Origin of the sequence: Streptomyces arenae (assembly GCF_022343545.1) — a bacterium.
In the GTDB taxonomy this organism is placed as follows: Bacteria; Actinomycetota; Actinomycetes; order Streptomycetales; family Streptomycetaceae; genus Streptomyces; species Streptomyces humi.
In genome coordinates this window covers 31,500-55,084 of the sequence record NZ_JAKQYH010000036.1, presented here as the reverse complement: position 1 = coordinate 55,084, position 23,585 = coordinate 31,500, and the positions used below count along the sequence as shown (strand labels likewise).

The following is a 23,585-nucleotide window of genomic DNA, read 5'->3' as shown; positions in this document are numbered from 1 at the left end:
GCGGACCTGGATCCGGGCTGGTGCCCGGTATGGGAGATCAGCTGGCAGCGCGCCTACCGGCTCATCCTGGCCCACCTCAGGGCCGGAGGCAGCCTCCCGGCCGGACCGGGCGGACTCATCGTCCAGGGCGAGGACCTGGGCGGGTGGGCCGCCGCCCGCGCACCGCGTGGGACAATCTCACCCCCGCGCAGCAGTGGCTCCTGGAGTCGGCAGGAATCGAACCCGCAGACGACACCGCGCCGTCCCCGGGCGCGCCCCGCTCGCAGGACGCCCGACGGACCGCGAACCTCGCCGCCGCCCGCCAGTTCCACGCCCCGGGAAGGCCACCGCCACGTCCCCCGCCACCACGTCGAGACCACCCCAGGCAGCAACGGCCCCGGGGACCAGGCCGTGAAGCTCGGCGCCTGGCTCGACAACACCCGCCGCCGGGCCGCCGGACTGGGCGGCGGCCGGCGCAGCGCACTCGACGCCGTCGGCATGCGCTGGTAGGGGGCTCGAAGTGCCTGTTGCTCGGCTAGGCATCGGCGTGGCCGTGATGCGGGGCGCTGGTATTGCTCCGGCCATCGCGGGAAGGTGGAGATTCTGGATCTTTCGAGGAGGCTGACGTGGCGCGGGAGCGGGCGGTTCTGGGGGAAGTGCTGGCGGCGGCCGAGGCGGCGGCCCCGGTGGACTCCCTGGACGTGGTGGCGCACGACCTGCGCGAGCGGTTCGGCGCGCGGTACGTGTCCTTCCTTTTCCTGGACCTGATCGGCCAGCGCGTGGTGCGGGTGGCGGAGGACGCCACCACCCTGCACGGACACGGCACCGAGCGGATCGAGCTCACCGGCAGCCTCTACGACCAGGTCCTGCGCACCCAGAAACTGGTCCTCGCCCCGGACGACGCCGGCGGGCACGGGCACCGCGTGATCGCTCCCGTCACCAACCGGGGCGATGCCATCGGCTTTCTCGAACTCACCCTGCCCGAAGTCGTGGATGTCAGCGACGACACCCTGAGGGAGGTGGAGCAGGCAGCTCACGCTCTCGCCTACATCGTGGTCACCGACCGCCGCTTCACCGACCTCTACCACTGGGCCCAGCGCACCGCCCCCGTCAGCCTGGCCGCCGAGATCCAACGCCAGCTCCTGCCCACCGCCTCCTGCTGCGAGGCCGCCCAGTTCACCCTGGCCTGCGCCCTGGTGCCCGCCGAGAGCGTCGCCGGCGACACCTACGACTACGCTCTGGACCGCGAGACCCTGCACCTGTCCCTGACCGACGCCATGGGTCACGACCTCAACGCCGCGCTCATCGCCACCCTTCTCGTCAACGCCTCCCGGGGCGCCCGCCGCGGCGCACTGCCCTTGGCCGAGCAGGCCGACCGCGCCCACCGCTCCCTTCTCGGGCACAAGCCCGGGATCCTGGCCACCGGCCAGCTCCTGCGGATCGCCCTGGACGGAAGCCGGGCCCAGCTCGTCAACGCCGGCCACCCGCGCCCGCTGCGGCTGCGCGAGGGCACCGTCGAAGAAGTGCTCCTGCGCGCCGATCTGCCCTTCGGCGTCGCAGGGCAGAGCCGGTACCGGGTGCAGGACATCGACCTGCGCCCCGGTGACCGCCTCGTGTTCTACACCGACGGGATGCAGGAACGCCGCGCGCGGTCCGTCGACTTGCCCGCCCTCATGGCCGCCACCGCCGCCGAGCATCCGCGCGAGGTGGTGCGGGCCCTGGTCGCGGCCGTCACCGACGCCTGCGACAGCAAGCTCCAGGACGACGCCACCGTGATGTGCCTGGACTGGCACGGCCCCACCACCGAGGGACGCCAGGCCCACGCCGGAGCCAACATCTGAGACAGCCACGGATGAGCACCGGCCGACTGGCGGGCCCCGAGTTCGTCGGCCCCTGCACCCAGGCGCTTCAGCAGGTGTTCGAGGCGAGGCGTGAGGATCGCGAGCTGTCCGAGGCGCCGGAGCCGGAGCAGCCGGCGGGCCGGGTGTTCGGTCTGCTGGCCGCCCTGCAGGAGTGCGGAGGCACGGCGATGGCCTGGCGCGCCGAGGACACCGGCGCCCATGCGCAGGTCCACGAGATGCTCGCGAAGAAGAGGACGGCCAGGACCCCGGTGAAGAAGACGGCCGCCAAGAAGACCACCGCGAAGAAGACCGCGGTCGTGAAGAAGACGGCGGCCAAGGAGGCAACCGCCCGCAGGCCCCGGTGCGGCGCGTAGCCGCGGGCGGACGGCAGGGGCCGCAGAGATCGTGTGGTTCGCGAGGACGGGTTCTGGCTCAACTTCTGTGACCTGGCTGCTCTGAGTGACAGCTGGATTCCTTCGAGCTGTATGCGTGGGCACGGCAGTCGGGTCGATGGTTCGGTGCCGTGGAAGGAGTCGTGCTCCGTCTGAGGAATGACGGCATGGGGCAGGACCGCTGGGGCGGCGCCGGCCGCCCGTCTGCGCGGGCCACCGCCAGGGTGCGCCACGCTGCCCCGGGCGGAAGCATCGTGCAGAGGAAGGGTGCTCTGCGCTTGTGTGCGGGGATCACCCGTCACCGGTTGCTCGGAATCCGTTCGAGCTGGGGGAAACGCCCGTTCTGGCGTTCATCCGGAGCATTGTCATGTCGATCAAACGCATCCTGAACCACCCCGCTCTTACCCGGCCGGTCGCACATCCCACCGGCACCGGCACCGGCGCCGGCCCTGCCACCGGGAACACGGTGGCGACGGCCTCCACGACCGCCGCCGACTGCGGCTTGCTGCTGCTGAGGCTGACCTTCGGCCTGCTGATGGCCGCCCATGGTGCCCAGAAACTCTTCGGACTCTTCGGCGGTACCGGCCTGACCGAGACAGGCAAGGGGTTCGCGGCCTTGGGCTATCACCCGGGCAAGCTCTTCGCCGCCATCGGAGGGCTGTCCGAGTTCTTCGGCGGCCTCGGCCTGGCCGTGGGCCTGCTGACCCCGCTGGCGGCCGCCGCCCTGATCGGCGTCATGATCAACGCGATGGCCACGGTGTCCGGTGCCCACGGCCTGTGGGACACCGACGGCGGGGTGGAGTACAGCGTCTGCATCACCGTCGTCGCCCTCTGCGTAGCCGCCATCGGTCCTGGCCGGCTGGCCGTCGACCGCTTCTTCCGCTGGGGCACGGGCGGCTGGCCGCAGGCGGCCTTCGCCCTCGGTCTCGGCGGCGTTGGCGCCGCGATCACGCTGAGTCTTTGAACGGGGACTCCACCCGCGCGCCCTCGATGTCCTGGACGGGTACTCGTACGGCCTTGGGGGACGCCGGGGAGAAACGCGTGATCTCAGCGGCTGCGAAGGGGAGTGGCCCCGCAATACCGGTCGTCGACCTACGGGAGCCCAGTGCCGGGTTCCCGGTGGCCGGGCCCGCATCGTGATGCGGGTGGGCGAGACCCTTGGCCCTTTGCCGACGACGTATAGGTGTCGGCGGGGTCGAAGCCGCCGCCATCCTCTCCTCGCGCGGTTGTCCTCGAAGCCCCCGCCGACGCGGGAAGGCTGACCGAGACGTGATCCATTTCCTGTTGCTGATCGTGTGCGCGGTGGCGGTCTACCTCGGTGACGAGGAGGAACTGGAGCCGCTGAAGTTCCAGCCCGGGGCCGCCTCGCCCGCCATCTGGACGGTGGCCGCCCAGACCCTGGCCACCCTCGCGGTGATCTTCTTCGCCTCGCAGCTGTTCGTGAAGCAGCTGGACGCCATCGGCCCGGTGATCGGCCTGTCCGCGTCGGTCACCGCGCTGCTGCTGTCCCCGATCGCGACCGAGCTGCCGGAGATCATGAACGCGGTGATCTGGGTCCGTCAGGGCAAGACCAAACTGGCCCTGGCGAACATCTCCGGCTCCATGATGATCCAGGCCACCGTCCCCTCCGGCCTGGGCCTTCTGTTCACCAGCTGGCACTTCAACGCCGCCCTGCTGTGGTCCGGGCTGGTCACCATCGCCGCGGTCGTCTACCTGCTGCTGACCATGCGCGCCCACAAGCTGACTCCCGCGCGCCTGGCCCTCGCGGCCGGCTTCTACGTGTTCTTCGGCCTCGGACTGATTCCCGTCCTCGCCTGACCGAGTTCCACCGCTGCTGTCGCCGGGGCCCGGGCGGCAGTACCACCACCACGCCGCCGTGCCCTTCGCGGCGCGGCGGCCGGGCCACACCCCGGGGAGCGACACAGGCACACTCGGCCAGCGAAGGAAGCCCTCAACCATGACAGGACACGCAACGCGGACCCGGACAGCGAAACTCCCCGGACGAACCGTTCGGGCGCCGACGACGCCCCCGGCGTCGTATCGGCCGGTGGATCGCGCTCGGCGTCTCGGTCCTGGTGCTCGGCACGGCCGCCGTCGGCAACTCTCGACCGACGGAGCCACGGCTGCCGTCACCTTGACCGTCGGCCCCGGCCTGCCGGCCATCACCGGCTGAGCCGCAGCACACCACGGCCCAGGAGCAGCGCACATGACCACCAAGGACACCCGACAGCCCCTAGTTCTAGGCCAGTGCTCGGCGGAGAGATCATCATGGGGAAATGACTGAGAACCGATCCTTTGTGGCACCGACTGTGGTGCGGCTCGCTCAGTACACGAAGGCGGACCAGGAGGAGATCCTTGGCAACAGCGATGATCCCTTCGGTGTCGCCTGGACCGGTCTGACCTGGCTGCCGAAACGAGAGCACTTCGGCATCCGGCACGACGGCCGCCTGGTGGCACACGCCGGCCTGCTGCGAACGCCTGTTGCGATCGGCGACGCCGAGACAGAGGTGGTGGGCGTCGGCGGGGTGGCCGTCTCACCCGGCATGCAAGGTCAGGGCCTCGCTCGCCTGGTGGTCGCAGCTGCCCTGGCGCATGCCAGGACGATGGGTCCTCAACACGCACTCCTCTTCTGCCGGCCTCCCCTCGTGTCGCTCTACCAGCGCCTCGGATGGCACCCGCTCGACAAGGACGTACTCGTCGAACAACCCGAAGGTCGCCTCGTGACCATGCCGCTGCGGACCATGGTGACGCCCCTGCGCGACGATGCCCGGTGGCCCTCAGGGCCAGTACGGCTGTCCTCACTCCCTATGTGACGGGCCCCCTTAGCAAAAGCCGCGCAGCACGGCGACACAGGGTTCACCCATCTCGCACCGGTGTCAGTTCGCACCAACATTTTCCGGCTCTGTGATGGCCAAGCGCTGCCCAAACGCGGTGACAAACGGTGTCAGCTCTCGGTTGCGAAGCCAGGCGCTTTGCCACCGGAACTGCCCAGTGTGCTGCCCATTCCCTTTTCTGCAACGACGCAAGGACAAGCAGCGCATCACGGAACGCCGTCAGGCCTGGCGACGCGGGCAGAACCGCCTCGCCGGAACTTCAATAGCAGTGCCGCCTGACGGCCTCATCCTTCTTCCTCGCAGCCTCCTCCACGGTGCCTCCCCAGCATGCCGATTCGGTGCGCTCGCGGTGCGCGCTGACGGCGAGTGAAATAAGATCACTGTAACATAGAGTAATCAGGTCGATACTTTGTGTCCATCTGTGCTGTCATTCCACTCATCTCTGTCTGGAGGATTCATGGGATCCACCGAGGAACTCGGCACGAAGGGGGGCAAGGGGGTCAAGGGGGTCGACGTGTCGACGCTGACGTCCGAGGCCAGCTTCCGCAAAATGGCTTCACAGGGCGTCAAGTTCGCGATCGTGCGCGGATACAAGTCGACCGGTGAGGTCGATCCCCATGTGGAGGCCACCGTCGCCAACGCGTGGGCCGCAGGCATGAAACACGTCGACGTATACGCTTTCCCCCGCTTCTCCAAGGGCGACGGCGCAGGGCAGGTGAAAGCGCTCGTCCAGGCTCTGAAGAAGACCCGGTACGGCATGGTGTGGCTCGATGTCGAGGGCCCCGGCGCCCACTGGGGCAGCAGCCAGTCGGCCAACGCCGCGTTCTTTGCCGACTGGGTCCATGGAGCGAAGGGCCTGGGCGTGAACCTCGGCATCTACACCTCCAAGAGCCAGTGGCACCCGATCATGGGGAGCTACACGGGCGGAAGCTCCTTCCCCCTGTGGTACACGCACTATGACGGCAAGCAGAGCTTCAGTGACTTCTCGCCCTTTGGCGGCTGGACCAAGCCGAACATCAAGCAGTACGCCGGAGACGTCGAACTCGGCGGTGCGAGCGTTGACTTGAACTGGTACCCCTCCTGACCCCCGCGCGGGGCCGGCGGCCGCGGCACGCACACTCTCGGCCGCTCTCGGGACCACCACCCGCGCTCCGGCGGGCCGTACGCCGCCGCGGACGCGGCCCTCGTCGACGCCTCGTCCGTCTCGTCATCGTCCACCACGCCCGGTCGCGCCGGGCCGTCGGCCTCTCCTCCACTTCCCGGCCCCCGAGGTGGTCGTCATGGACTTGGAGACGGGCGGTTCCACCCCCGTCCTGAGGTAGGGGGCCTTCGGTCAGGGCCCCGGGACGCACACGCGCCCCTGGGCCCAGGGCCCAGGGCCTCAGGCTAGTCGAGGGGTGTCGGTCTGCCCGGTGGTGGTGTCGCGGGCGGTGCTGCCCCCGTACGCGGCGGCGACCTTCGCGAGGAGGGCCGGGTCGTCGGTGCGCAGCAGGACGGCTCCGCTGCTCGCGGTCAGCTCCAGGGCCCCGGTGCCGGCTGCGATGACCTCGCCCGTGCCGCCGTTCTTCACGATGCGGCCGGGTGGCACTGGCCGACGGTCTCGCCGGTCGAGCGGACCGAGGAGTGGAACACCGTCTTCCCGAGACCGTCCTCAGTGCCTGTTTCACATTTCTGCGGGTCAAGCAATGGTTGGTGCTGGCGGTGGCATCAGCACTCTGCTGAGCGGTCAGGGGCCGCCAGGGGTGACGGCTCGCTTGGGCCGGGGCCGTCGGCTGTGGTGGGGCGCGGGGCCAGCAGCGCAGTGCCCGCCGAAATGGCGACGCAGAGGGCAGCGAGGTCTGCGGTGATACCGATGCCCGCCTGCTGGCGGAGGGCTGCGCCCCCGAGCATTCCTGTCGGGCTGGCGGGTGTGGGAGGTCGGGGCGGGGGACGTGACGGGTGGCTGGTGCCGTTGCGGCGGGAGCGGCATCTGGCGCGGTCGCCGGTGTATCCCGCCGTCGCCGCGGCGGTCGCCGCCGCCGAGGCCGCCGCGCCGGCTGACCATGTGCTGCAACGGGGGCGAGGCCGCTCGGCCCCTCACGCAGTCCCCTCCCCGCGACCGTCGATTCGATACAGATCGAATAGTTCGACGCTCGCTCGCAGGGCTGACTGGCTGCACAGCGGCCCGAACTATCGGGTCGACGACCTGAGTCCGGCCGCCTGACGGACCCTCTTCCACGTGGGAAATCACCGCATGACCCGTACATTGCGTCGCGCAGGCCTCGTGGCCGCGCTCTGCCTGATCGCCAGCACGACTGCCGCCGCCTCAGCGTCCCCTCAAGCGGATCCGTCCGAACCTTCCGCGATCTGCGCACAGGCGGGTGTCTCGACTACAACACCGTCGACGGAGTGCGGGCCTACTACTCCAGCAGCACTGTGACGTTTTCCCTGTTCAGGGGCGGTTTGGATGAGTGTAGTGGGCTGATTGCCGGCCCGTGTTCTCTTTCCCCGGCCGCCCCTCGATCGTGTGCAGCCGCCGCTGACAGTTGCAGCGGCCCGGACAGCCTCCCGGCGTGATCGACGAGCCGGATGCGTGACTACATCCGCGGACTACTGGGCCGGGTCGGCCGCAAGAACGGCTGGCAGCTGGCCGCATACGCCGGACACCGCACACCCGACCGCCTCCAGCGGCTCCTCAACGGCGCCCGCTGGGACGCCGACGAGCTCCGGGACGACCTCCAGCACTACGTAGCCGAACGGCTCGCCGAGCCCGACGGGATCCTCATCCTCGACGACACCGGATTCCTCAAGAAGGGCACCACCTCGGCCGGCGTGCAGCGCCAGTACTCCGGCACCACCGGCCGCACCGAGAATTGCCAGATCGGCGTGTTCGCCGCCTACGCCACCACACGCGGACGCGCCCTGGTGGACCGCGAGTTGTATCTGCCCAGGTCCTGGACCGACGACCGCGAACGCTGCCGCGCCGCCCACATCCCCGAGCAGCGGACCTTCGCTACCAAACCCGACCTGGCCAAGGCCATGGTGCTGCGGGCTATCGCCTGGCCGCTGCCGATCGCCTGGGTGACCGTGGACGCCGCCTACGGCTGCGCCGCATGCGGGAGGAGACCGGCCTGGGCTACGTCCTCGCCGTCCCCCAGTTCCAGCAGGTGCCGCACTTCGGACGCATCGATCACCTCTTCTCCCAGGCCCCCGACGAAGCATGGGAGCGACCCTCTCCCCACCGGTCCCGAACCGGCCTTCGCCGGCCACCTGCTGGGCAAGCGGCCTCCCCAAGTCCCCTGGGAGGCGCGCTGGCTGCGCCGGCCCGACTTCCGGCTGCCCGCGGACGACCGCGAGACCCGGCGAGTCCTGCGCGAGGCGTGGGAGCGGTCCGCCACCGAACGCGTCGAGCTCGCCTGCGGCGGGGGCCGGGGAAGGACGGGTACGGCGCTGGCCTGCCTGGCGGTCCTGGACGGCGTCCCCACGGAGAACGCGGTGGCGTACGTGCACCGGCACTACGACAGCCGCGCCGTCGAGACGCCCTGGCAGAGGCGGTACGTACGCCGCTTCGGCCCCGAGGACCGCTGAGGGCCGCCCGCCCGATTCGCGGCAGGGGGACCGGCGCGTTTCCCTGGAAGTGTCAGACCCGGCACTTCGGCAAGAGGAGGCGTCATGGACATCCCTCCAGAACTCGTCGAGGCGAAGAGAGCCGTGGAATTCGGCCTGCTCGCCCTGCCCGGGGTGAACGCGGTGGGACTCGGCATGCGCGAGGAGAACGGCGAGCTGTTCGACGAGCTTTCCGTCGTCATCTACGTCGAGGACATGACGCAGGTGCCGGACGGCCTTCCGGAACGGATCGGCGATGTGGGCGTGTGCATCGTCGAGAGGTCGGTCGAGCCCTGCGGCTTCCCCGACGTCGCCCGCTATCCCGACGTGCGGGGCGGCATCGCGATCAGGAAACCGCACGTGGGGACGGGGACGCTCGGTGCGGTGGTGGTGGACGCGCAGAGCCTGGAGCGGCTCGGCTTGAGCTGCTTCCACGTCACCAGGGACGCCCACGAGGCGTTCCCGCTCTCGATCTGGCAGCCCGACAACCCGCCGATCGCCGTAGGAGTCAGCATCGTCAAGGACGACAATCTCGGTGAGGTGGAGCGGGTCGACTTCCCGCAGACGGCCCCCTTGCCGTTCTCCCCGATACTGGCCGGGATGTCCGACGCGGCCCTGATCCACCTCGACGTGGCCGCCGCGGCCGGACGACTCCCGTCCCCGGCGATCGCCGACCAGGGCCCGGGACAGCCCAACCTGGTCGGGGCGGTCACCGCGACGGCGGACCTGAACGCGCCCGGCTGGCTGCCGCACCGCATACGGAAACGCGGATTCGTCACGGGCCCTACCAACGGACTGGCCTACCACCGCTTCCTGACCGTCAACTGGGAGCCGGGCGGCCCCAACGCCTTTCTGATCGACCAGGTCGCGGTACTGGGTGACGGCGTCTTCTGCGATCAGGGCGACTCCGGATCCCTGGTCCTGGAGGAGACGGGGCCGACAGCGGTGGGCCTGCTCTGGGGCCGCAACAAACAGAGTGCGTTCGCGCCGGCCGGAAAAACGGGCTACTTCACCGAAATCCGCACCGTCCAGGCACAGTTGGGGTTCTCGACGGTGTGGCCTTAGGCCACGCCCAGTGCCGCATCAGGCAGTGCTCGCCGTGCCGGGTGGTCTGCGATGATGGGCTCCACGGACGAGGAAATCATTCCCACTCTAATCCGGTGGGGGAGGGCGGCCGCGCGGCCGGTGCGTACGCCTGGTGGGGCGTCGGCGGGGCCGTTGTGCGTATGGCCCCTACGGGAAGAGGAAGTTGACGAGAGTGGTGTCGACGAGCTGGGACACCGGCTTGAGCTGAGCGGACGTGGTGCCCACGCGGTTCTGGAAGACCGCGACGAAGCGTCTGCCGGTGGACCTTTCGTCGATGATCGCCGCTTCCGAGCACACGACCGCTCCCGTGTTCAGCGGCCCCTGCCCGACCTTCGAGAACACCATGTCGAAGTTCACCGTGGTGTCCTGGTCGAGCATGGAATGACGATTCAGCACCGCCTGCCGCAGCAGGTCCAGCATGGCTTCGTCGCTGTCCCCGTCGACAAGCGGGGTGTTCTGCGCACCGGCCAGACTCCGGCCGCCCAGAAAGGTGAACAGACGCGCCATCTGCCGGGCGGACGTCGCCTGCGCCACGGGCCCGGTGTCGTTGACGCACGGAATGCGCCGGGGCGTGAATCCGTTGGCGAAGTCGCCGCACAGCCACATGCCGTCGGCCGTTTCCGGGCTGCCGGTGGCGCTGTCATCGAAGAACCCCGCCGAGGCCGCGGCCTTGGTGAGATAGCCGAAGCCCAGCCCGTGGATCACCGTGCCGGCGGAAGTGTTGCTGCCATTGGCGATCGCGTCCGACAGCTTGTCGGAGAACGCAGGAGTGAATTCCACGAAGGAATCCGCTCGCACGTCGAAGACGTCGTCCCAGCGCGGAAGCAGGGTGTTTCCCATGTCCACCCCACGGAGCTGGGCAACCCGCTGCGCGTCGATGAGCGGATCGAACGTGTCGCGCAGCATGGTGATGACGTCGGCCGGAGGCGGTCGCGCGTCGAAGGAATCCACCAGTTCGTTCGCGGCGCGCAGCAGTTCGTGTGCCGCCCACATGGCGGTGGCCTTCAGCAGGCTCGCCGAGTAGTGGACCTCGAGTTCGAGCTGTCCGGTGAAGAAGTGCGGCTCCTGCTGGTTGAGGGCCACGACGACGACCGGCTCGCTGCCGAGCGCCTGCCCGGACGGGGTCTCCTTCGCGTCGTGGAACGCCTTGTCCAGACCGGCGTCCCGCTCCAGCAGGTCGTCCTTGAGATCCGGGAACAGCCCCATGGCCGCCTCCTCAGTGGTGGGGACCGTGCGACCCGCCGTGAGGCCCTCCGTGCGGGCCGTCGTGCGGGCCGTGCGGCCCGTCATGTGGCCCATTGTGAGGCCCGTGCGGGCCAGGGTGCGGGCCGTCGTGGTGCGCTGATTCCACATCCACCGTGTCCATGTACACGACGCTGCCCTGCATCCCCGACTCCGGATCCGCGGGATGGTAGGCGACCGTGACCGCCTCCTCGACGACCAGAAGCCTCCCGGCGGCCCCGCTGTCCGGCCCATCGCCTGGAAGGGGCAGCTGCCCCGTGTAGTCGGAGGCGGAGAGGGAGACGTCGTCGACGCGGTCGAGTGGGGACGCGCTGTCCTCCAGGGTGAACCAGGCAACGGCGTCGTCGTCGAGTTCCGGATCGCGCTCCTGGAGGAACGCCCTCGCCCTGGCGGGACGCACGCCTGTGTCGGCCCCGCCGGGCACGGTGTAGTTGGGACCGGACAGCTGGACGAGCAGGGGATCCGTGCCGGCCACGGTGAGGACGCGCTCGGGGAGGACCCTCAGGTTGTCCGTGAGCACGATCTGCGGCAGAAGGTCACCAGGCAGGGAGTCGGGCAAGCGCGTCAACGCCGGCCGGACGAACGGGAAGTAGGCGCCCCCGGTGTCGAGATCGATGTCGCAGAACCAGCGGCCGGCATCCCGGTCGAACCGCGGCTCGTAGCCGACGGCCGTGACTGTGAAGCCGGCGGTGAAGTCCGAGGGCTCTGGCAGGGGGAGGCCCGCCGCGGCCGTCGCGGCGCTGGGGAAGGCGGACGCCGTCGGCGCGCTGACGGTCGCCGAGACGCGGATGGGGTCGCGGCCCATCACGCTGATGAAGGGGTACGAGGACTCCGGCGCGCCGCTCCCCTCGTCGCGGACCAGCACCCCGAGCAACTCGCCCTCGCCGGAGAAGAACCACGGCCGCTCCAGATAGACCCGCAGGCCGCCGGGCCGACGGCGGGTGAGCGTGCCGGGCAGGGAACCGGACGCGTCGAAGGACGTGGTCGGCACGACGTCGATCACCTTGGGCGCCGCCGGCTTGGCGCTGCTACGTGCTGCGGCGGAAGCCCGAAGAGCAGCACCGCCGGTTCGTCCGCGTTCTCGCGCACCAGCCGGGAGCCGTCGCGCTCAAGGTTGATCACCGAAACATGCAGCAGGAGCATGTCCTCGACCCGCAGAATGGTGAACGCATCGGCAGTCATCGCGGCACCGCCTTCTGTCGGCCGTCCGTTCTCCTCAGTGTGGCAAACGGGTGAGGTGTATGCACCTTTTGTCGACTTCGGGGCGGGCTCGGTCCGTGCGGTGCACCCGGGCTCGGTGCGGTCGTTCGCCGGTGAACGACCTTAACGGGCCGTCTTCAAAGGTGGCTTTTGAGCTGCCGACGCGAAGTCGGTGGCTCGTTTCTACCTGTTGTCCCGCGCTCTCCCGCCGGCCCACGGGTAGAGCTGGCGAAGCAGCGGCTCGGCATGCGCCTCCAGCACCAGCTGGGCAAACGGAGCGGCAAGCGGCGATTCTTCTGGTCGGCGAGGTTCGCCGACCGTGGTGAGGATTTTGTGCCAGGCTGCTTCAACAGCATTGGTCATGCCGTGATTGTGCGAGCACTGCTGCCCGTGGGCCGTCACCGGCCGACCGAGGGTGGATGACCGGCAGGTCATCAACGGGATGATCTGCAAGATACGCACCGGCCTGCTGTGGCGTGATCTGCCCGACCGTTACGGACCATGGCAAACGGTCTACACACGCTTCCGTCGCTACGCGTTGAGCGGTGTTTTCGCCCAGGCTCTCCAGCAGATACAGCCAAGGCTGATTCGGCCGGCGACATCGACTGGCTCGTCCAGATCGATTCCACCATCGTGCGAGCTCATCAGCATGCCGCTGCCACCGGCCGATAAGGGGGACGCGTCAGCAGGACGAACCGGATGATCACGCCCTCGGTCGTTCCCGTGGAGGTCTGACCACCAAGATCCACCTCGCCTGCGACGGCCGCGGCAGGACACTGGCTCTCCTGGTCACTGCCGGCCAACGCCATGACGGTATCTGCGCGCAACCGCTGCTGGAGTGCATCCGCGTCCCACGCTCTCGCGCCTTCCGCGCCTACCTGCGCAGACGCGGGATCGGCCACACCATCACCGAGAAGGCCGACCAACAGCGCCACCGACACAACCGTGGCTGCCAAGGCGGCCGGCCGCCGGCATTCGATCGACCGATCTACCGCCGACGCAACGTCGTCGAACGCTGCGTCAACCAGCTCAAAGGCTTCCGTGGTATCGCCACCAGATACGTCAAGACCGCCACCTCCTATGAAGTGGCGGTCAGTCTCGCGTCGTTCCTGCTCGGGGCGAGATCCGTTTGAAGACGGGCCTGGTGCTCGACGAAGGTACGGCGTGCGCAGCGCGAGTTCCCACAGGTGAAACCACGGGCCTTCAGCTGGAGGACGACGCTTCGGACACCGCTCGGCACATCTGTGGGAAACCGCAGGCGGAAACCGTGAACCCGGTTCGACCAAACTCCGCAGACCGGGCACACGGCGCCGTCCGCGATGCATTGCGCATCAACGCGCACCATCTCGATGCTCACGTCCACGATCGACGGGAACAACAACTCCCTCTGCCGGAGCACGACCTCTTCCACCCGAAGGGGCCTGGCTGCCACTCAGAGTGGCCGCGTCACAGAGTTGAGCCAAAGGCGCTTGCCGCGTATGAAGCCACCGTCCCGTGGCTCACCTCAGCACCAACAGCACCGCCAGAGCGACGAGGAGGGAGTCGATCCGGTCGAGGATGCCGCCGGAGCCGGGCAGCCACCGGCCGGCGTCCTTGGTGCCGGCTCCCCGCTTGACCATCGACTCCAGCAGGTCCCCGAACGGGCCGCCGACCGCCACGGCCACCGCCGTCTGCCACGTCAGGGAGGACAGCACGGCCAGTGTGAGGAGACCGGCCGCGGCCCCAGCCAGCGTGCCACTCCACCGCTTGGCGGGCGACAGCCGGGAGAGCCGGGGGCCGCCGATTCGGCGACCCGCCGCGTACGCGACGATGTCGGCGATCGACACGGCCACGAACAGGACGAGGCCGAGGGCGCCGGACGATACGAGGCCGGCCAGGGAGCCCAGCCACACGAGCCCCAGCAGGGCCGCCCCCAGGCGGCGGAGCCCGTGCTCCGCGTCGCCCGAGAGCAACGGCACCCCGGCGATGGCAAGCGCCCCGGCCGCCGCCACCCGGAGCACCTCCCCGGGGGCCAGCCAGACGGTGAGGGCGAGTCCGACGATCGCCGCGGCCAGCACTGCCCGGTCCACCGGACCCAGCAGGAGCAGTCCGCCGAACTCCGCCACGGCGACCACACCGACCACAGCCACGAGCACCGCGATCCCCGGTGGACCGAGCCAGAACGCGGCGGTCACCAGGGGCACTCCGAACGCCCACACGCACCAGCGGACCATCAGTTCACGGCGCCGGGTCGCCGCCACGGCGACGCCTCCGGCCGCCAGTGCCCCGCCGAGGTACGGTACGAGACCGGCGACCGTCGTCACCGGGAGGCCCGTCCCGGCGCGGCCGACACCACTGCGGCCGGCGTGCGCAGCGCGTCCAGGGCGCTCTGGCACGCCGCCACGATTCTCGCGTTCTCCGCCGTGTCGCGGACGGCGATCCGGACGGTCCGACCCTCGTAGGCCGGGGACATCGGCGACAGATCACGCAGGAACACGTCGTGCCGCCGGCACTCGCGCACCAGCCGCGCCGCGCTCGGTCCGTCCGGCGGCAGGGTCACCGTGAGGAAGTTCGCCACCCCCTCGTCGACCGAGGAGAACCCGTCCAACTCCTCGAGGTTGTACGCCAGTCTCCGGCGCAGCTCGTGGGTACAGGCCCAGCGCTCCGCGTAGTACGCGGGGTCGCGCAGCGCCGTCACGGCAGCCAGCTGGGCCGGCAGGCTCACGGGCCACGGCGGCGTCCAGCGCCGCAGATCCCCGGCCGTCTCCGGACCGGCCACCAGGTACGCGGCCCGCATCCCCGACAGCGCGTACATCTTCGACAGCGAGGTGCAGACCACGACCCGGGCGTCGACCGCGGCGAGCCCGACGAGCGAGTCCGCCGGATCGACATACCCCAGGTACGCTTCGTCGATCCACCACCGGGTCCGCACGGGCGAGGCTTCGATCACCGCGCGCAGCGCGTCGGCCGGGGCGTGGCGGCCGGTCGGGTTGTTCGGGTTGACCACCACCACGAGGTCGTACCGTCCGTCGCCGGTCGCGGCGGCGAGCCGGGCCGGGTCGAGCAGCCAGCCGTCCTCCCGGCGCAGCTGGAGCCGGTCGACCCGGCAGCCGATCACCCGCTCGGTGACATGGGCGTACTCCCCATAGCCGGGATCGAGCAGGAGCACCCGGCTCCCCGGCGTCAGCCACCGGCCGAACGCGCGGAAGATCAGGTCGGACGAGCCCGCCCCGACGACCAGCGACTTCACTGGGAGCCCGCGGACCGCGGCGATCTCCGCGAGCAGTCCCTCTGCGCCCGTCGGTGGCGAGGTCCGGGCCGCCCACCCCGGATCCTCCGAGAGGACCGCGCGGACGCCTGGGGACGGTGGGAACCAGGCGTCCAGCACATCCGCCGCGACCACCTCGTGACGGCGGGTCAGGGTCCGGAAGCCCGTGCCGATCGCCGAGAAGAACGCCCCGCCGTGCTCACAGCCGTCCGCACGCGGCGCGAAGGGCACGTCGAGTTGCCAGTCGAGGCCCGTCATCAGCCGCTCCAGGATCCGGCCGTGGCGCACCGCGACCGTCCTCGTCAGCTCGGCCACGGAGCCGCTGAGGACCTCGAACGAGACCGCGCCCGAGCGGACCGAGCGCCCCACTGGCCGCAGGCCGGCGGCGAGGTACATGTCGAGCAGTTCCGTGCGTCCCATCGCCACCACCCGGCGGCCGCCGCGCGCCGCGACCCAGCGCAGCGCCGCGTGCATGAGGAGTGGCGCGGCCGCGGTGGACCGCCAGTGTTCCTCGACGGTCAGGACGCGGATCTCGAACGGCGCCTCCTCGGTCAGGACCGGCAGCTCCTCGCGCGTCAGGTATTTGTCGAGGGAGTAGCGGCCGACCCACGGCGGGGTAAGGCTGACGAAGCCGATCCGTGTGTCGCCGCGCGCGGCCACGAGATAGATGTTGTCGCCGTCGAGTCCGTCACTCAGCCTTCCCGAGGGATCCACCGGATGCTGGCCGAGCTCCTCCGCGTACACGCGGTGGCGCAGTTCGTGGATCCAGTCGTGATCCCGAGGCGTGGCAGTGCGCAGCTGCAGGGCGTGGTTCATGCGTGTGTCCCCCTGAGACGGTCCGGCGTGCGCGCCCCAGCATGGAGGAGTCCAACAGACAGCACCTGAGTACGCGTACTCAGCCGGCCAGCGAAGGAGTTGGAAGCGGTCCAGGTCAGGGCCGAGTCCATGGGCAGGTGCCGAACCATCGGCGAGTTGAGCGGCGTGCCAAATCCGGCGTGGGGCCGGCACCCGCGACCTACTGGATGCTCCAGTGGTGCGGATGGTCGGGGTAACTGGGTCATCCGCCCCGCGCCGAAGCCCAGCTGGGCGGCCAGCCGCGAGAAGGGCTCGGCGAACGTCCGGCGCGGGCAGTCCGCCACTCCGCAGATGAAGCGCCGGACCGTCAACCGGATCACGAAGCCCAGTTCAGCAAGCGGAAGACCCTTCAGCCTGCGCTGATAGCGGTCGTGGACTCGGTCTGAGAAGCGACCACAGTCCGGACATGCCGCCCCACCGCGCGGCCGCGCGCTGCCACCTCGACCGTGCCGAAAGGTGACGGTCGACCCCACGGGCAGCATCGCCCCGGACGGCACCGTCACCCTCTCCGGTACCTACCGCTGTCTCGGCAACTCGCGCCCGGCGTACGTCAGTTCCTCCGTCTCCCAGGGCGACCCCTCGGTGCGGCACGGCATCGGCCGCACCTGGGCGGTCTGCGACGGCGTCGAGCACAGCTGGACCAACTCCGGCAAGCCGTCCCACGCGGTCACCCCCTGCGCCGCCCGGGTCGAGGCCACGGTGACGGAACTCTCCACCGGCTCCGCCCTCCCGCTGCCCCGCTTCCACGCGGTGCAGCAGCAGGACATCACCCTCACCGCGAGCTGACCCGCGGTCGGCGGCAGCGGTGCCGGACGCCTTCCGGCCCGTCCCCGAGCAGCGGCGGGCCGGAGGGAGGTGGGGGGCGGTCAGTGGACGGTGTTGGTGGCCCAGATCGCGGTCGAGCCGGAGTAGATCACCATGTTGCCGTCGCTCTGGAGCCGCAGGGTCGCGCCGTTGTGACCGTCGGTCCGGCTGGCCCAGACGGCGCGGTTGTCGGCGGTGTAGACGACGAGGTTGCCGTCCGCCTGGAACACGGCCTGGAAGTTCGAGCCGAAGGTCATCGTGGCCCAACGGGCTTTGTTGTTCTCGTCGTAGAGCACGAAGTTGCCGTCGGCCTGCATGCGCAGCCGGCCCTTCTTCGTGTTAATGGACTGGCCCACCCTCAGCACCCGGGTGGCCGTGACAAGGATGTCAGAGGGGTACGAGGGCGTGGACTTGGCGGTCGAACTCGTCCCGGACTTCGCCGTGGACGTGGACTTCTTCGGCTTCGCCACCGAGGCCGGCTTCTTCGACTTCTTGACCGCCGTCGGCTTGCTCACGGGCTGGGCGAGGGACGTCTTCGCCGGCGCCGCCTTGTGCGGGAGTGCCTTCGGCGAGGCTTTCAGGGGAGACGCGGACGGGGTCGACGAGGCATACGCCAGCGCCCCCTGCGTCGCGTCTCCGCCGCCGAGCACGGTGCCCGCCTGGTCCGCGACCACCCGGTCGTGGCTCTCCGGCGTTCGGTCCCGGCTCATCAGCAGCCCCGGTACGGCGATCAGCAGCGCGCCGAGCACCGCCGCACCGGCCAGCAGTGGCCGGCCGGGACGCCCCACCGACGCGGCGTGCGCGTCGGGGGAGGGCCCGTCGCCCTCGGGCACGCTCGCGGCCAGCACTCCTGCGGGCGCCTCAGCCTCGACATCCTGCCGCCCGGCCGCGGAACCCGCGCCGGCACCCGGTCCCGCCGGCTCCTCCGCCGCCCCGCTCCCGGCGAGCGCCGCGGCTTCCGCCCCGGCCCCGACCGCCGACCCGCCCGCCTTGCCTGTCGTGACACCGGCCGCCGCCGTGGCTGCCGCCGGGTCTGTGCCCGTGCTCGCTGCTGCGGCTGCCGCCGGGTTCGCGCCGGCGCTTGCCGCCGTGGCTGCAGGGTCCGTGCCTGCGCCTGCGCTTGCCGCCGTGGCTGCCAAATCTGTGCCCGCGCTCGCTGCCGTGGCTGCCTCAGCGCCCGCGCCTACTGCCTTGCCCGCCGGACCGGTTGACCCCGTCGCCATGCCCGCTTCCGCACCCGCGCCCGCCGGACGGGTCAGTTCCGCCGCGACCGTCTCCGCCGACACGGTTCCCTGGGGAGCGGTGGTCCCTGAAGGGGTTTCCGGGGAACCGGCATTCGCCGAGGGGGACTTGGGCGTCTTACTCGCCGTGCTGTTCGCCGTCGTGTCCGTCTCCGCGGTGTCCGCCGAGGGTGTCGTCGGTGCAGGTGTCGTCGGGTCCGCCGCCGCTTCGCCGGCCGGGGTGCCCGCCACCGAGTTCTCTGCCGCCGTGTTCCGCGCGGCCGATCCGGTCCGGTCTGTCATCCGCCCTGTCCGCCCTGTTCGCCCAGCAGTTCGTCGTACGTCTGTCCCCGCAATCCTATTCACCTCTCTTCACGCGCATGTACCAACGACGGTTCCTTTCACCGGAGTTAACAATCACCTCGCTTACCCCCGCCGCTGGTAAGCCTGTTGCGCGACAGCCCATAATGCGTCGTACGGCACGGTTGTGCCGCACCGCGCACCCCGGCCGGACGTCCCGCGTACCGGACCGGAGTGGGAACGCGCGTGCGGGGACGGCATGATGGGGTTGCCGCAACCGACAGGTGCCGACACGAGGAGGTCAGCTGAGTGCGCCAGGTACTGACGGTCTGTCCGGAGGGCACCGGGGACGCCCGGACGATCGGAGAGGCCCTGGCCAGGGCGCGCGGAGGCGCGGTGCTGAGTGTGCGCCCGGGAACGTACGAGGAGAACCTCGTCGTCACCACCCGGGTCACCATCGTCGCCGAACAGGCGCGCGGCACCGTCCGGTTGGCACCGCGCAAGGGCATCGTGATCTCGCTGCGCGTGGACGCGGTGATGCTGACCGACCTCGTGGTGCAGGGCCAGGACGAGGAACAGCCCGCCGTCGACGCCTCGCACGGGCAGGTCGCGATGCAGGGCTGCGACCTCTCCGGCGCCTCGTGGACGACCGTTCTCGCCCGCAACTCCGGTTCGCTCGCGATGCGTGAGTGCCGGGTGTCCAACCGCACCGGCGCCGGTGTCGTGGTCACCTCGTCCACCGAGAGCTCGCTGGAGTCCTGCACCTTCGAACACTTCGGCACCAGCGGCGTGGTGATCAGCGACCGCGGCCGGGCTACCCTGCGCGGCTGCACCGTGCGCGACGCGCGCGGCAACGGCGTGCTCGCCAACGGCGACGCCCAGGGCTCCGTAGAAGACTGCGACCTGGCGTCGACGGACAAGCCGTCGCTGGCACTTGAGGAGCGGAGCGCGGTGCGGGTGCTGCGGACCGTGATCCGCGACACCTCGATCGGTGTGCATGTGACCAGCGCCGCCCGCTGCGAGCTGGAGGAGGTGCGGGTCACCGGCAGCAGCGGCCCCGGCATCATCGTCTCGCACGGCTCCGACCCGGTGCTGCGCCGCTGCCGTACCGCCCGCAGCACGGGCAACGGCCTGCTGGTGACGGACCGTTCGCGCGGCACGTACGAGGACTGCTGGCTGACCGGCGCCCAGACGGCGGCGCTGCGGGTGGCCGGGGCGTCCTCGCCCACGCTGACCTCGCTGACCGTCCGCGACGGCGAGTCCGACGGCGTCCTCCTCGAAGAGGACTCAGCGGCCGAGCTGGAGCGCGTGGAGATCATCGACGTCAAGGGCACCGGTGTGGTGATCCGCGGCAACGCCAACCCGCTGGTGCGGCGCGCCCGGATCACCGGGGCCGGCGGCTGCGGTGTGTCGGTGCGCGACGGCGGACGCGGCCGGGTCGAGGACTGCACGGTGGAGACACCGGGCGGTTCCGGCGCGGAGATCGCGGCGGGCGGCAACGTCTATCTCGCCGGGTTCCGGGTCAACAACCCCGGCGGCGCCGGTCTGGAGATCGGCGGCGAGGGCACGGCGGCCATCCGCGACGGCGAGCTGGTCTCGGCTGCCGGCTGCGGTGTACTGGTGGACACCGGCGGCGAGTTGACGGCGAACCGGGTACGGACCGCTGCCGCCGCCGAGCACGGCTTCCTGGTCCGCGAGGGCGGCCGGGCCTCCCTGAACGGCTGCGAGGCCGCAGGCAACGACCGCGACGGCATCCGCGTGGAGTCCGAGGCGCCGGTGTCGGTCGTGGGCTGCACGGTCCGCGACAACAAGGGTGGCGGCCTCGTCCAGGCCAAGGCCGGCGGCCGGCTCGCGGTGGAGAACCTCATCAGCACCGGCAACGAGTCCCGCGACGCGTGGGGCTTCGGCGAGGCCGAGGGCACCGACCCGGCGGGCACCGTCCCGGCCTCGGAGGGACCCGGACGCCCCGACGGACCGATGGCCGCGCTGGAGAGCCTCATCGGCCTCGACAACGTCAAGGAACAGGTCCGCACCCTCGTCAACCTCACCCAGCTCGCCGCCCGCCGCGCCCAACTCGGCATGTCCGCCCCGCCGATGAGCCGCCACCTGGTCTTCGCGGGCCCGCCCGGTACCGGTAAGACGACCGTGGCCCGCCTCTACGGCACGATCCTCGCCGAACTGGGCGCCCTGCGCTCCGGCCACCTCGTCGAGGTCTCCCGCGCCGACCTCGTCGCCCAGGTCATCGGCGGTACGGCCATCAAGACCACCGAGGCTTTCGAACGGGCCCTGGGCGGAGTCCTGTTCGTCGACGAGGCCTACACCCTCACCTCCGACTCGCGCGGCTCCGGAGCCGACTTCGGGCGCGAGGCCGTGGACACGCTGCTGAAGCTGATGGAGGACCACCGCGAGGACGTGGTCGTCGTCGCGGCGGGCTACTCCGACGAGATGCGCAGCTTCCTCGGCTCCAACCCCGGTCTGGCGTCCCGCTTCTCCCGCACCGTCGAGTTCGAGAACTACTCGGTGCCGGAGCTGGTGGAGATCATGGAGAGCATGTGCGCGCGCCACCAGTACACGCTCGCCGACGAGACCCGCCACGCGCTCGCCGCGCACTTCGAGCGGATACCGAAGGACGCCGGTTTCGGCAACGGCCGTGCCGCGCGGCAGGTGTTCGAGGAGATGGTGGACCGGCAGGCGGTACGGCTGTCCGCGCTCACCGACGTCACCGAGCAGGACCTCTCCCTGCTGCTGCCGCAGGACATCAGCGAGGAGGCGGCCCGCACCGCCGCCGGCGGACCGAACGCGGTCGACCCCGGCGACGACGCGCTCAGCAGGCTGGACGCGCTGGTCGGACTCCACGCGGTAAAGCGGGACGTCACCGACCTCGTCAACCTGGTGTCGACCGCCAAGCAGCGCGAGGCCGCCGGACTCCCGGTGCCGCGCCTCAGCCACCACCTCGTCTTCACCGGCCCGCCCGGCACCGGCAAGACCACGGTCGCCCGGCTCTACGGCGAACTCCTCGCGTCCCTGGGCGTGTTGCCGCGCGGCCAGCTCGTCGAGGTGTCCCGTGCCGATCTGGTCGGCCGCTATGTGGGCCACACCGCGCGGTTGACCCGTGAGGTCTTCGAACGGGCCCTGGGCGGTGTGCTGTTCATTGACGAGGCGTACACCCTCACGCCGCGTGAGGCGTCCGGCTCCGACTTCGGCCGGGAGGCCGTGGACACCCTGCTGAAGCTGATGGAGGACCACCGCGACAAGGTGGTCGTCATCGTCGCCGGCTACACCCAGGAGATGGAGACGTTCCTCGCCTCCAACCCCGGTCTGTCCTCCCGCTTCTCGCGCCGCGTCGAGTTCGCCGACTACTCCTCCGACGAGCTGGTCACGATCGTCCGCGAGCACGCCGTGCAGCTCGGCTACGAGTGCGCGGCCGGACTCGGCCCGGTCCTGCGGCAGTACTTCGACTCGCTGCCCCGCGACCGGTCGTTCGGCAACGCGCGCACCGCCCGTCAGATCCTGGAGCGGATGATGACCCGACAGGCGGGCCGGCTCAGCAGGCTGGCCGTCCCCAGCCTCGACGACCTGCGGCTGCTGCTTCCCGAGGACCTCGCCGATCCGGCGGGTGCCTCCTCCACCTCCAGCGGGGCGGCCCGGGCATGACGACGACACACGGCAGGGCCCTCGCCGCCGGACTGGCCCTGCTGGTGACGGCCGCCGCGAGCGCCGTCGGCGCCGGGACCGCCACCGCGGCCGACGGCTCCACGGTCCGACTCCCGGTCCTCGCCTCGAAGCTGGACGCCGACGCGGCCTGTACGGCGGGCTCGGACCGGCGGGCTACCGACATACCGTGGGAGCAGGTCTCCCTCCAGCTCGGCCGGACCTGGCAGTTCGCCTCCGGTGCCGGGGTGACCGTGGGCGTGGTCGACACCGGCGTCTCGTCCTCGGCACCCACGCTCAAGGGGCGGGTCACGGCCGTCGGTGACGCCGGGACCGACTGCGTGGGACACGGCACCTTCGTGGCCGGGCTGATCGGCGCGGCCGTAGCCGACGGTGTGCGGTTCGCCGGGGTGGCGCAGCAGGCGCGGATCCTCGCGGTGCGGGGCAGCGACGCGCGGGGGTCGGTGACCGCGGACAAGGTCGCCGACGGCATCCGGGCCGCCGTGGACGGCGGGGCGAAGGTCGTCACCGTGTCGGCGGCGTTCGGCAGCGACTCCGGCGCGCTGCGTTCGGCGGTCGCGTACGCCGCGAAGAAGGACGTCCTGGTGGTCGCCGCCGCCGTACCCGACACCCCGGCCTCGGCCACGTCGGCGACCGACAGTCCGCCCGCCCGCGCCTACTACCCGGCCTCGGACAAGGGTGTGCTCTCCGTCCTCGACGTGGACGTCGACGGCAAGCGTCCGACGGGCGCGTACACGACCGACGGCGCCGCCGTCGCCGCGCCCGGTGACGGGGTCGTCGGCATCGGCCCGGCGAAGAAGGGCCACTACATCGGCTCCGGGGCGTCCCTGGCCGCCGGTTTCGTGGCCGGTACGGCGGCCCTGGTCCGCTCCGTCCACCCCGACCTGACGGCGGCCCAGACCGCGACCCTTCTGCGCACCTCGGCCTACCCGGCGGACGTCCCGCGCCTCGACCCGTACGCGGCCGTCACCTCGATCCTGGCCGGTACGGCCGCGTCGTCCCGGGGCGACGACTCCGCCACCCCGGTCCACCTGCCCGCCGACAAGGCGGCCGGTCCCCTCCGCCGCGCCCTGTGGCCCGCGTCGGCGGGTCTCGCGGTCGTCATCGCGGTGGTGTGGCTGGGCCTGGTCATTCCCCGGGGGCGGCGCCTGGGCTGGCGTCCGTCGCGCGCGGCCGCGGAGGCCGGCCCGGTGGAGTCGGTGGGTACCGCCGGGACCGAGGGCGCCGGGAGCCCGGTGCCGGCGGGCACGGGGGCACCGGGGGCCTCGCAGAGCTGACGGCAGACATCACCCGGCGGGAAACGGAACGGCCCCGGGCGGCGAACAGTC

20 protein-coding genes and 2 pseudogenes are annotated in these 23,585 nt (G+C 70.9%); 13 read left to right on the top strand and 9 right to left on the bottom strand.

Annotated elements, in window-relative coordinates; translation table 11 throughout:
• The first annotated feature begins 605 nt into the window (after positions 1-605).
• The 6 genes from MB828_RS15415 (at position 606) to MB828_RS15390 (ending at position 6,130) form a co-directional block, all read left to right on the top strand.
• Positions 606-1,820: a PP2C family protein-serine/threonine phosphatase gene (locus tag MB828_RS15415; protein ID WP_301648651.1), complete on the top strand. Its 1,215-nt coding sequence runs from the start codon at positions 606-608 to the stop codon at positions 1,818-1,820.
• A gap of 11 nt (positions 1,821-1,831) precedes the next feature.
• Entirely contained in the window at positions 1,832-2,194 is a 363-nt protein-coding gene (locus MB828_RS15410; RefSeq protein WP_301648650.1) for a hypothetical protein, read from the top strand.
• A gap of 385 nt (positions 2,195-2,579) precedes the next feature.
• Entirely contained in the window at positions 2,580-3,176 is a 597-nt protein-coding gene (locus tag MB828_RS15405; protein ID WP_430381386.1) for a DoxX family protein, read from the top strand.
• 305 nt (positions 3,177-3,481) lie between these two features.
• A complete protein-coding gene (locus MB828_RS15400; protein ID WP_301648649.1) occupies positions 3,482-4,030 on the top strand; it encodes a sodium:calcium antiporter in 549 nt (182 codons plus the stop codon).
• A 458-nt stretch (positions 4,031-4,488) separates the two neighbouring features.
• Positions 4,489-5,025, top strand: coding sequence for a GNAT family N-acetyltransferase (locus tag MB828_RS15395; protein ID WP_301648648.1), 537 nt, complete (start codon positions 4,489-4,491; stop codon positions 5,023-5,025).
• Between the two features lie 478 nt (positions 5,026-5,503).
• Positions 5,504-6,130 carry a glycoside hydrolase family 25 protein gene (locus MB828_RS15390; protein ID WP_301648647.1) on the top strand — a complete coding sequence of 209 codons (627 nt, stop codon included), beginning with the start codon at positions 5,504-5,506 and terminating at the stop codon, positions 6,128-6,130.
• 297 nt (positions 6,131-6,427) lie between these two features.
• Here the strand turns inward: MB828_RS15390 and MB828_RS15385 are convergent, their stop codons facing one another.
• A complete protein-coding gene (locus tag MB828_RS15385; RefSeq protein WP_301648646.1) occupies positions 6,428-6,634 on the bottom strand; it encodes a hypothetical protein in 207 nt (68 codons plus the stop codon).
• A gap of 980 nt (positions 6,635-7,614) precedes the next feature.
• On the opposite strand from MB828_RS15385, the pseudogene MB828_RS15380 reads away from it, so the two are divergent.
• The 3 genes and pseudogenes from MB828_RS15380 to MB828_RS15370 form a co-directional block, all read left to right on the top strand.
• Positions 7,615-8,190: pseudogene (locus tag MB828_RS15380) on the top strand (IS701 family transposase); the annotation flags it as partial.
• A 24-nt stretch (positions 8,191-8,214) separates the two neighbouring features.
• Complete coding sequence (locus MB828_RS15375; protein ID WP_301648675.1) at positions 8,215-8,613, top strand: protein phosphatase; 399 nt, start codon at positions 8,215-8,217, stop codon at positions 8,611-8,613.
• An 84-nt stretch (positions 8,614-8,697) separates the two neighbouring features.
• Positions 8,698-9,696, top strand: a complete 999-nt coding sequence (locus MB828_RS15370; RefSeq protein ID WP_301648645.1) for a hypothetical protein — start codon at positions 8,698-8,700, stop codon at positions 9,694-9,696.
• A gap of 168 nt (positions 9,697-9,864) precedes the next feature.
• Here MB828_RS15370 and MB828_RS15365 read toward each other — a convergent pair whose 3' ends face one another.
• The 4 genes from MB828_RS15365 to MB828_RS15350 all read right to left on the bottom strand — a co-directional run bounded on the left by MB828_RS15365 (position 9,865) and on the right by MB828_RS15350 (position 12,522).
• Positions 9,865-11,007: a hypothetical protein gene (locus MB828_RS15365; protein ID WP_301648644.1), complete on the bottom strand. Its 1,143-nt coding sequence runs from the start codon at positions 11,005-11,007 to the stop codon at positions 9,865-9,867.
• Positions 10,934-11,950, bottom strand: a complete 1,017-nt coding sequence (locus tag MB828_RS15360; protein WP_301648643.1) for a hypothetical protein — start codon at positions 11,948-11,950, stop codon at positions 10,934-10,936. The genes MB828_RS15365 and MB828_RS15360 overlap by 74 nt, the downstream gene beginning before the upstream one ends.
• A gap of 8 nt (positions 11,951-11,958) precedes the next feature.
• Entirely contained in the window at positions 11,959-12,141 is a 183-nt protein-coding gene (locus tag MB828_RS15355) for a hypothetical protein (protein ID WP_301648642.1), read from the bottom strand.
• A 201-nt stretch (positions 12,142-12,342) separates the two neighbouring features.
• On the bottom strand, positions 12,343-12,522 hold the full coding sequence (locus MB828_RS15350; RefSeq protein ID WP_301648641.1) for a DUF6193 family natural product biosynthesis protein: 180 nt from the start codon (positions 12,520-12,522) through the stop codon (positions 12,343-12,345).
• 7 nt (positions 12,523-12,529) lie between these two features.
• Between MB828_RS15350 and MB828_RS15340 the strand changes: the two are divergent.
• Positions 12,530-13,292 (top strand): annotated as a pseudogene (locus tag MB828_RS15340) (IS5 family transposase).
• A gap of 366 nt (positions 13,293-13,658) precedes the next feature.
• Here MB828_RS15340 and MB828_RS15335 read toward each other — a convergent pair.
• From MB828_RS15335 to MB828_RS15325, 3 genes are read right to left on the bottom strand one after another with little or no spacing between them, the layout of a single operon-like run.
• The gene (locus tag MB828_RS15335; protein WP_301648640.1) at positions 13,659-14,462 is read right to left on the bottom strand and encodes a phosphatidate cytidylyltransferase; all 804 of its coding nucleotides are present in this window, start codon (positions 14,460-14,462) and stop codon (positions 13,659-13,661) included.
• Positions 14,459-16,222 carry a pyridoxal phosphate-dependent aminotransferase gene (locus MB828_RS15330; protein WP_301648639.1) on the bottom strand — a complete coding sequence of 588 codons (1,764 nt, stop codon included), beginning with the start codon at positions 16,220-16,222 and terminating at the stop codon, positions 14,459-14,461. The genes MB828_RS15335 and MB828_RS15330 overlap by 4 nt, the downstream gene beginning before the upstream one ends.
• Positions 16,219-16,743 carry a transposase family protein gene (locus MB828_RS15325; RefSeq protein WP_301648638.1) on the bottom strand — a complete coding sequence of 175 codons (525 nt, stop codon included), beginning with the start codon at positions 16,741-16,743 and terminating at the stop codon, positions 16,219-16,221. The genes MB828_RS15330 and MB828_RS15325 overlap by 4 nt, the downstream gene beginning before the upstream one ends.
• Between MB828_RS15325 and MB828_RS15320 the strand changes: the two genes are divergently transcribed.
• The gene (locus MB828_RS15320) at positions 16,694-17,047 is read left to right on the top strand and encodes a DUF6299 family protein (RefSeq protein WP_430381388.1); all 354 of its coding nucleotides are present in this window, start codon (positions 16,694-16,696) and stop codon (positions 17,045-17,047) included. The two genes, MB828_RS15325 and MB828_RS15320, sit on opposite strands and share 50 nt — an antisense overlap.
• Before the next feature lie 80 nt (positions 17,048-17,127).
• On the opposite strand, the gene MB828_RS15315 is transcribed toward MB828_RS15320, so the two are convergent.
• Positions 17,128-17,898, bottom strand: a complete 771-nt coding sequence (locus tag MB828_RS15315; RefSeq protein ID WP_301648637.1) for a hypothetical protein — start codon at positions 17,896-17,898, stop codon at positions 17,128-17,130.
• A gap of 996 nt (positions 17,899-18,894) precedes the next feature.
• Here MB828_RS15315 and MB828_RS15310 point away from each other — a divergent pair.
• Both MB828_RS15310 and MB828_RS15305 read left to right on the top strand, forming a co-directional pair.
• On the top strand, positions 18,895-22,239 hold the full coding sequence (locus MB828_RS15310) for a right-handed parallel beta-helix repeat-containing protein (protein WP_301648636.1): 3,345 nt from the start codon (positions 18,895-18,897) through the stop codon (positions 22,237-22,239).
• Positions 22,236-23,534 carry a S8 family serine peptidase gene (locus MB828_RS15305; protein WP_301648635.1) on the top strand — a complete coding sequence of 433 codons (1,299 nt, stop codon included), beginning with the start codon at positions 22,236-22,238 and terminating at the stop codon, positions 23,532-23,534. Before MB828_RS15310 ends, MB828_RS15305 begins: the two co-directional genes overlap by 4 nt.
• The last annotated feature ends 51 nt before the right edge of the window (positions 23,535-23,585 follow it).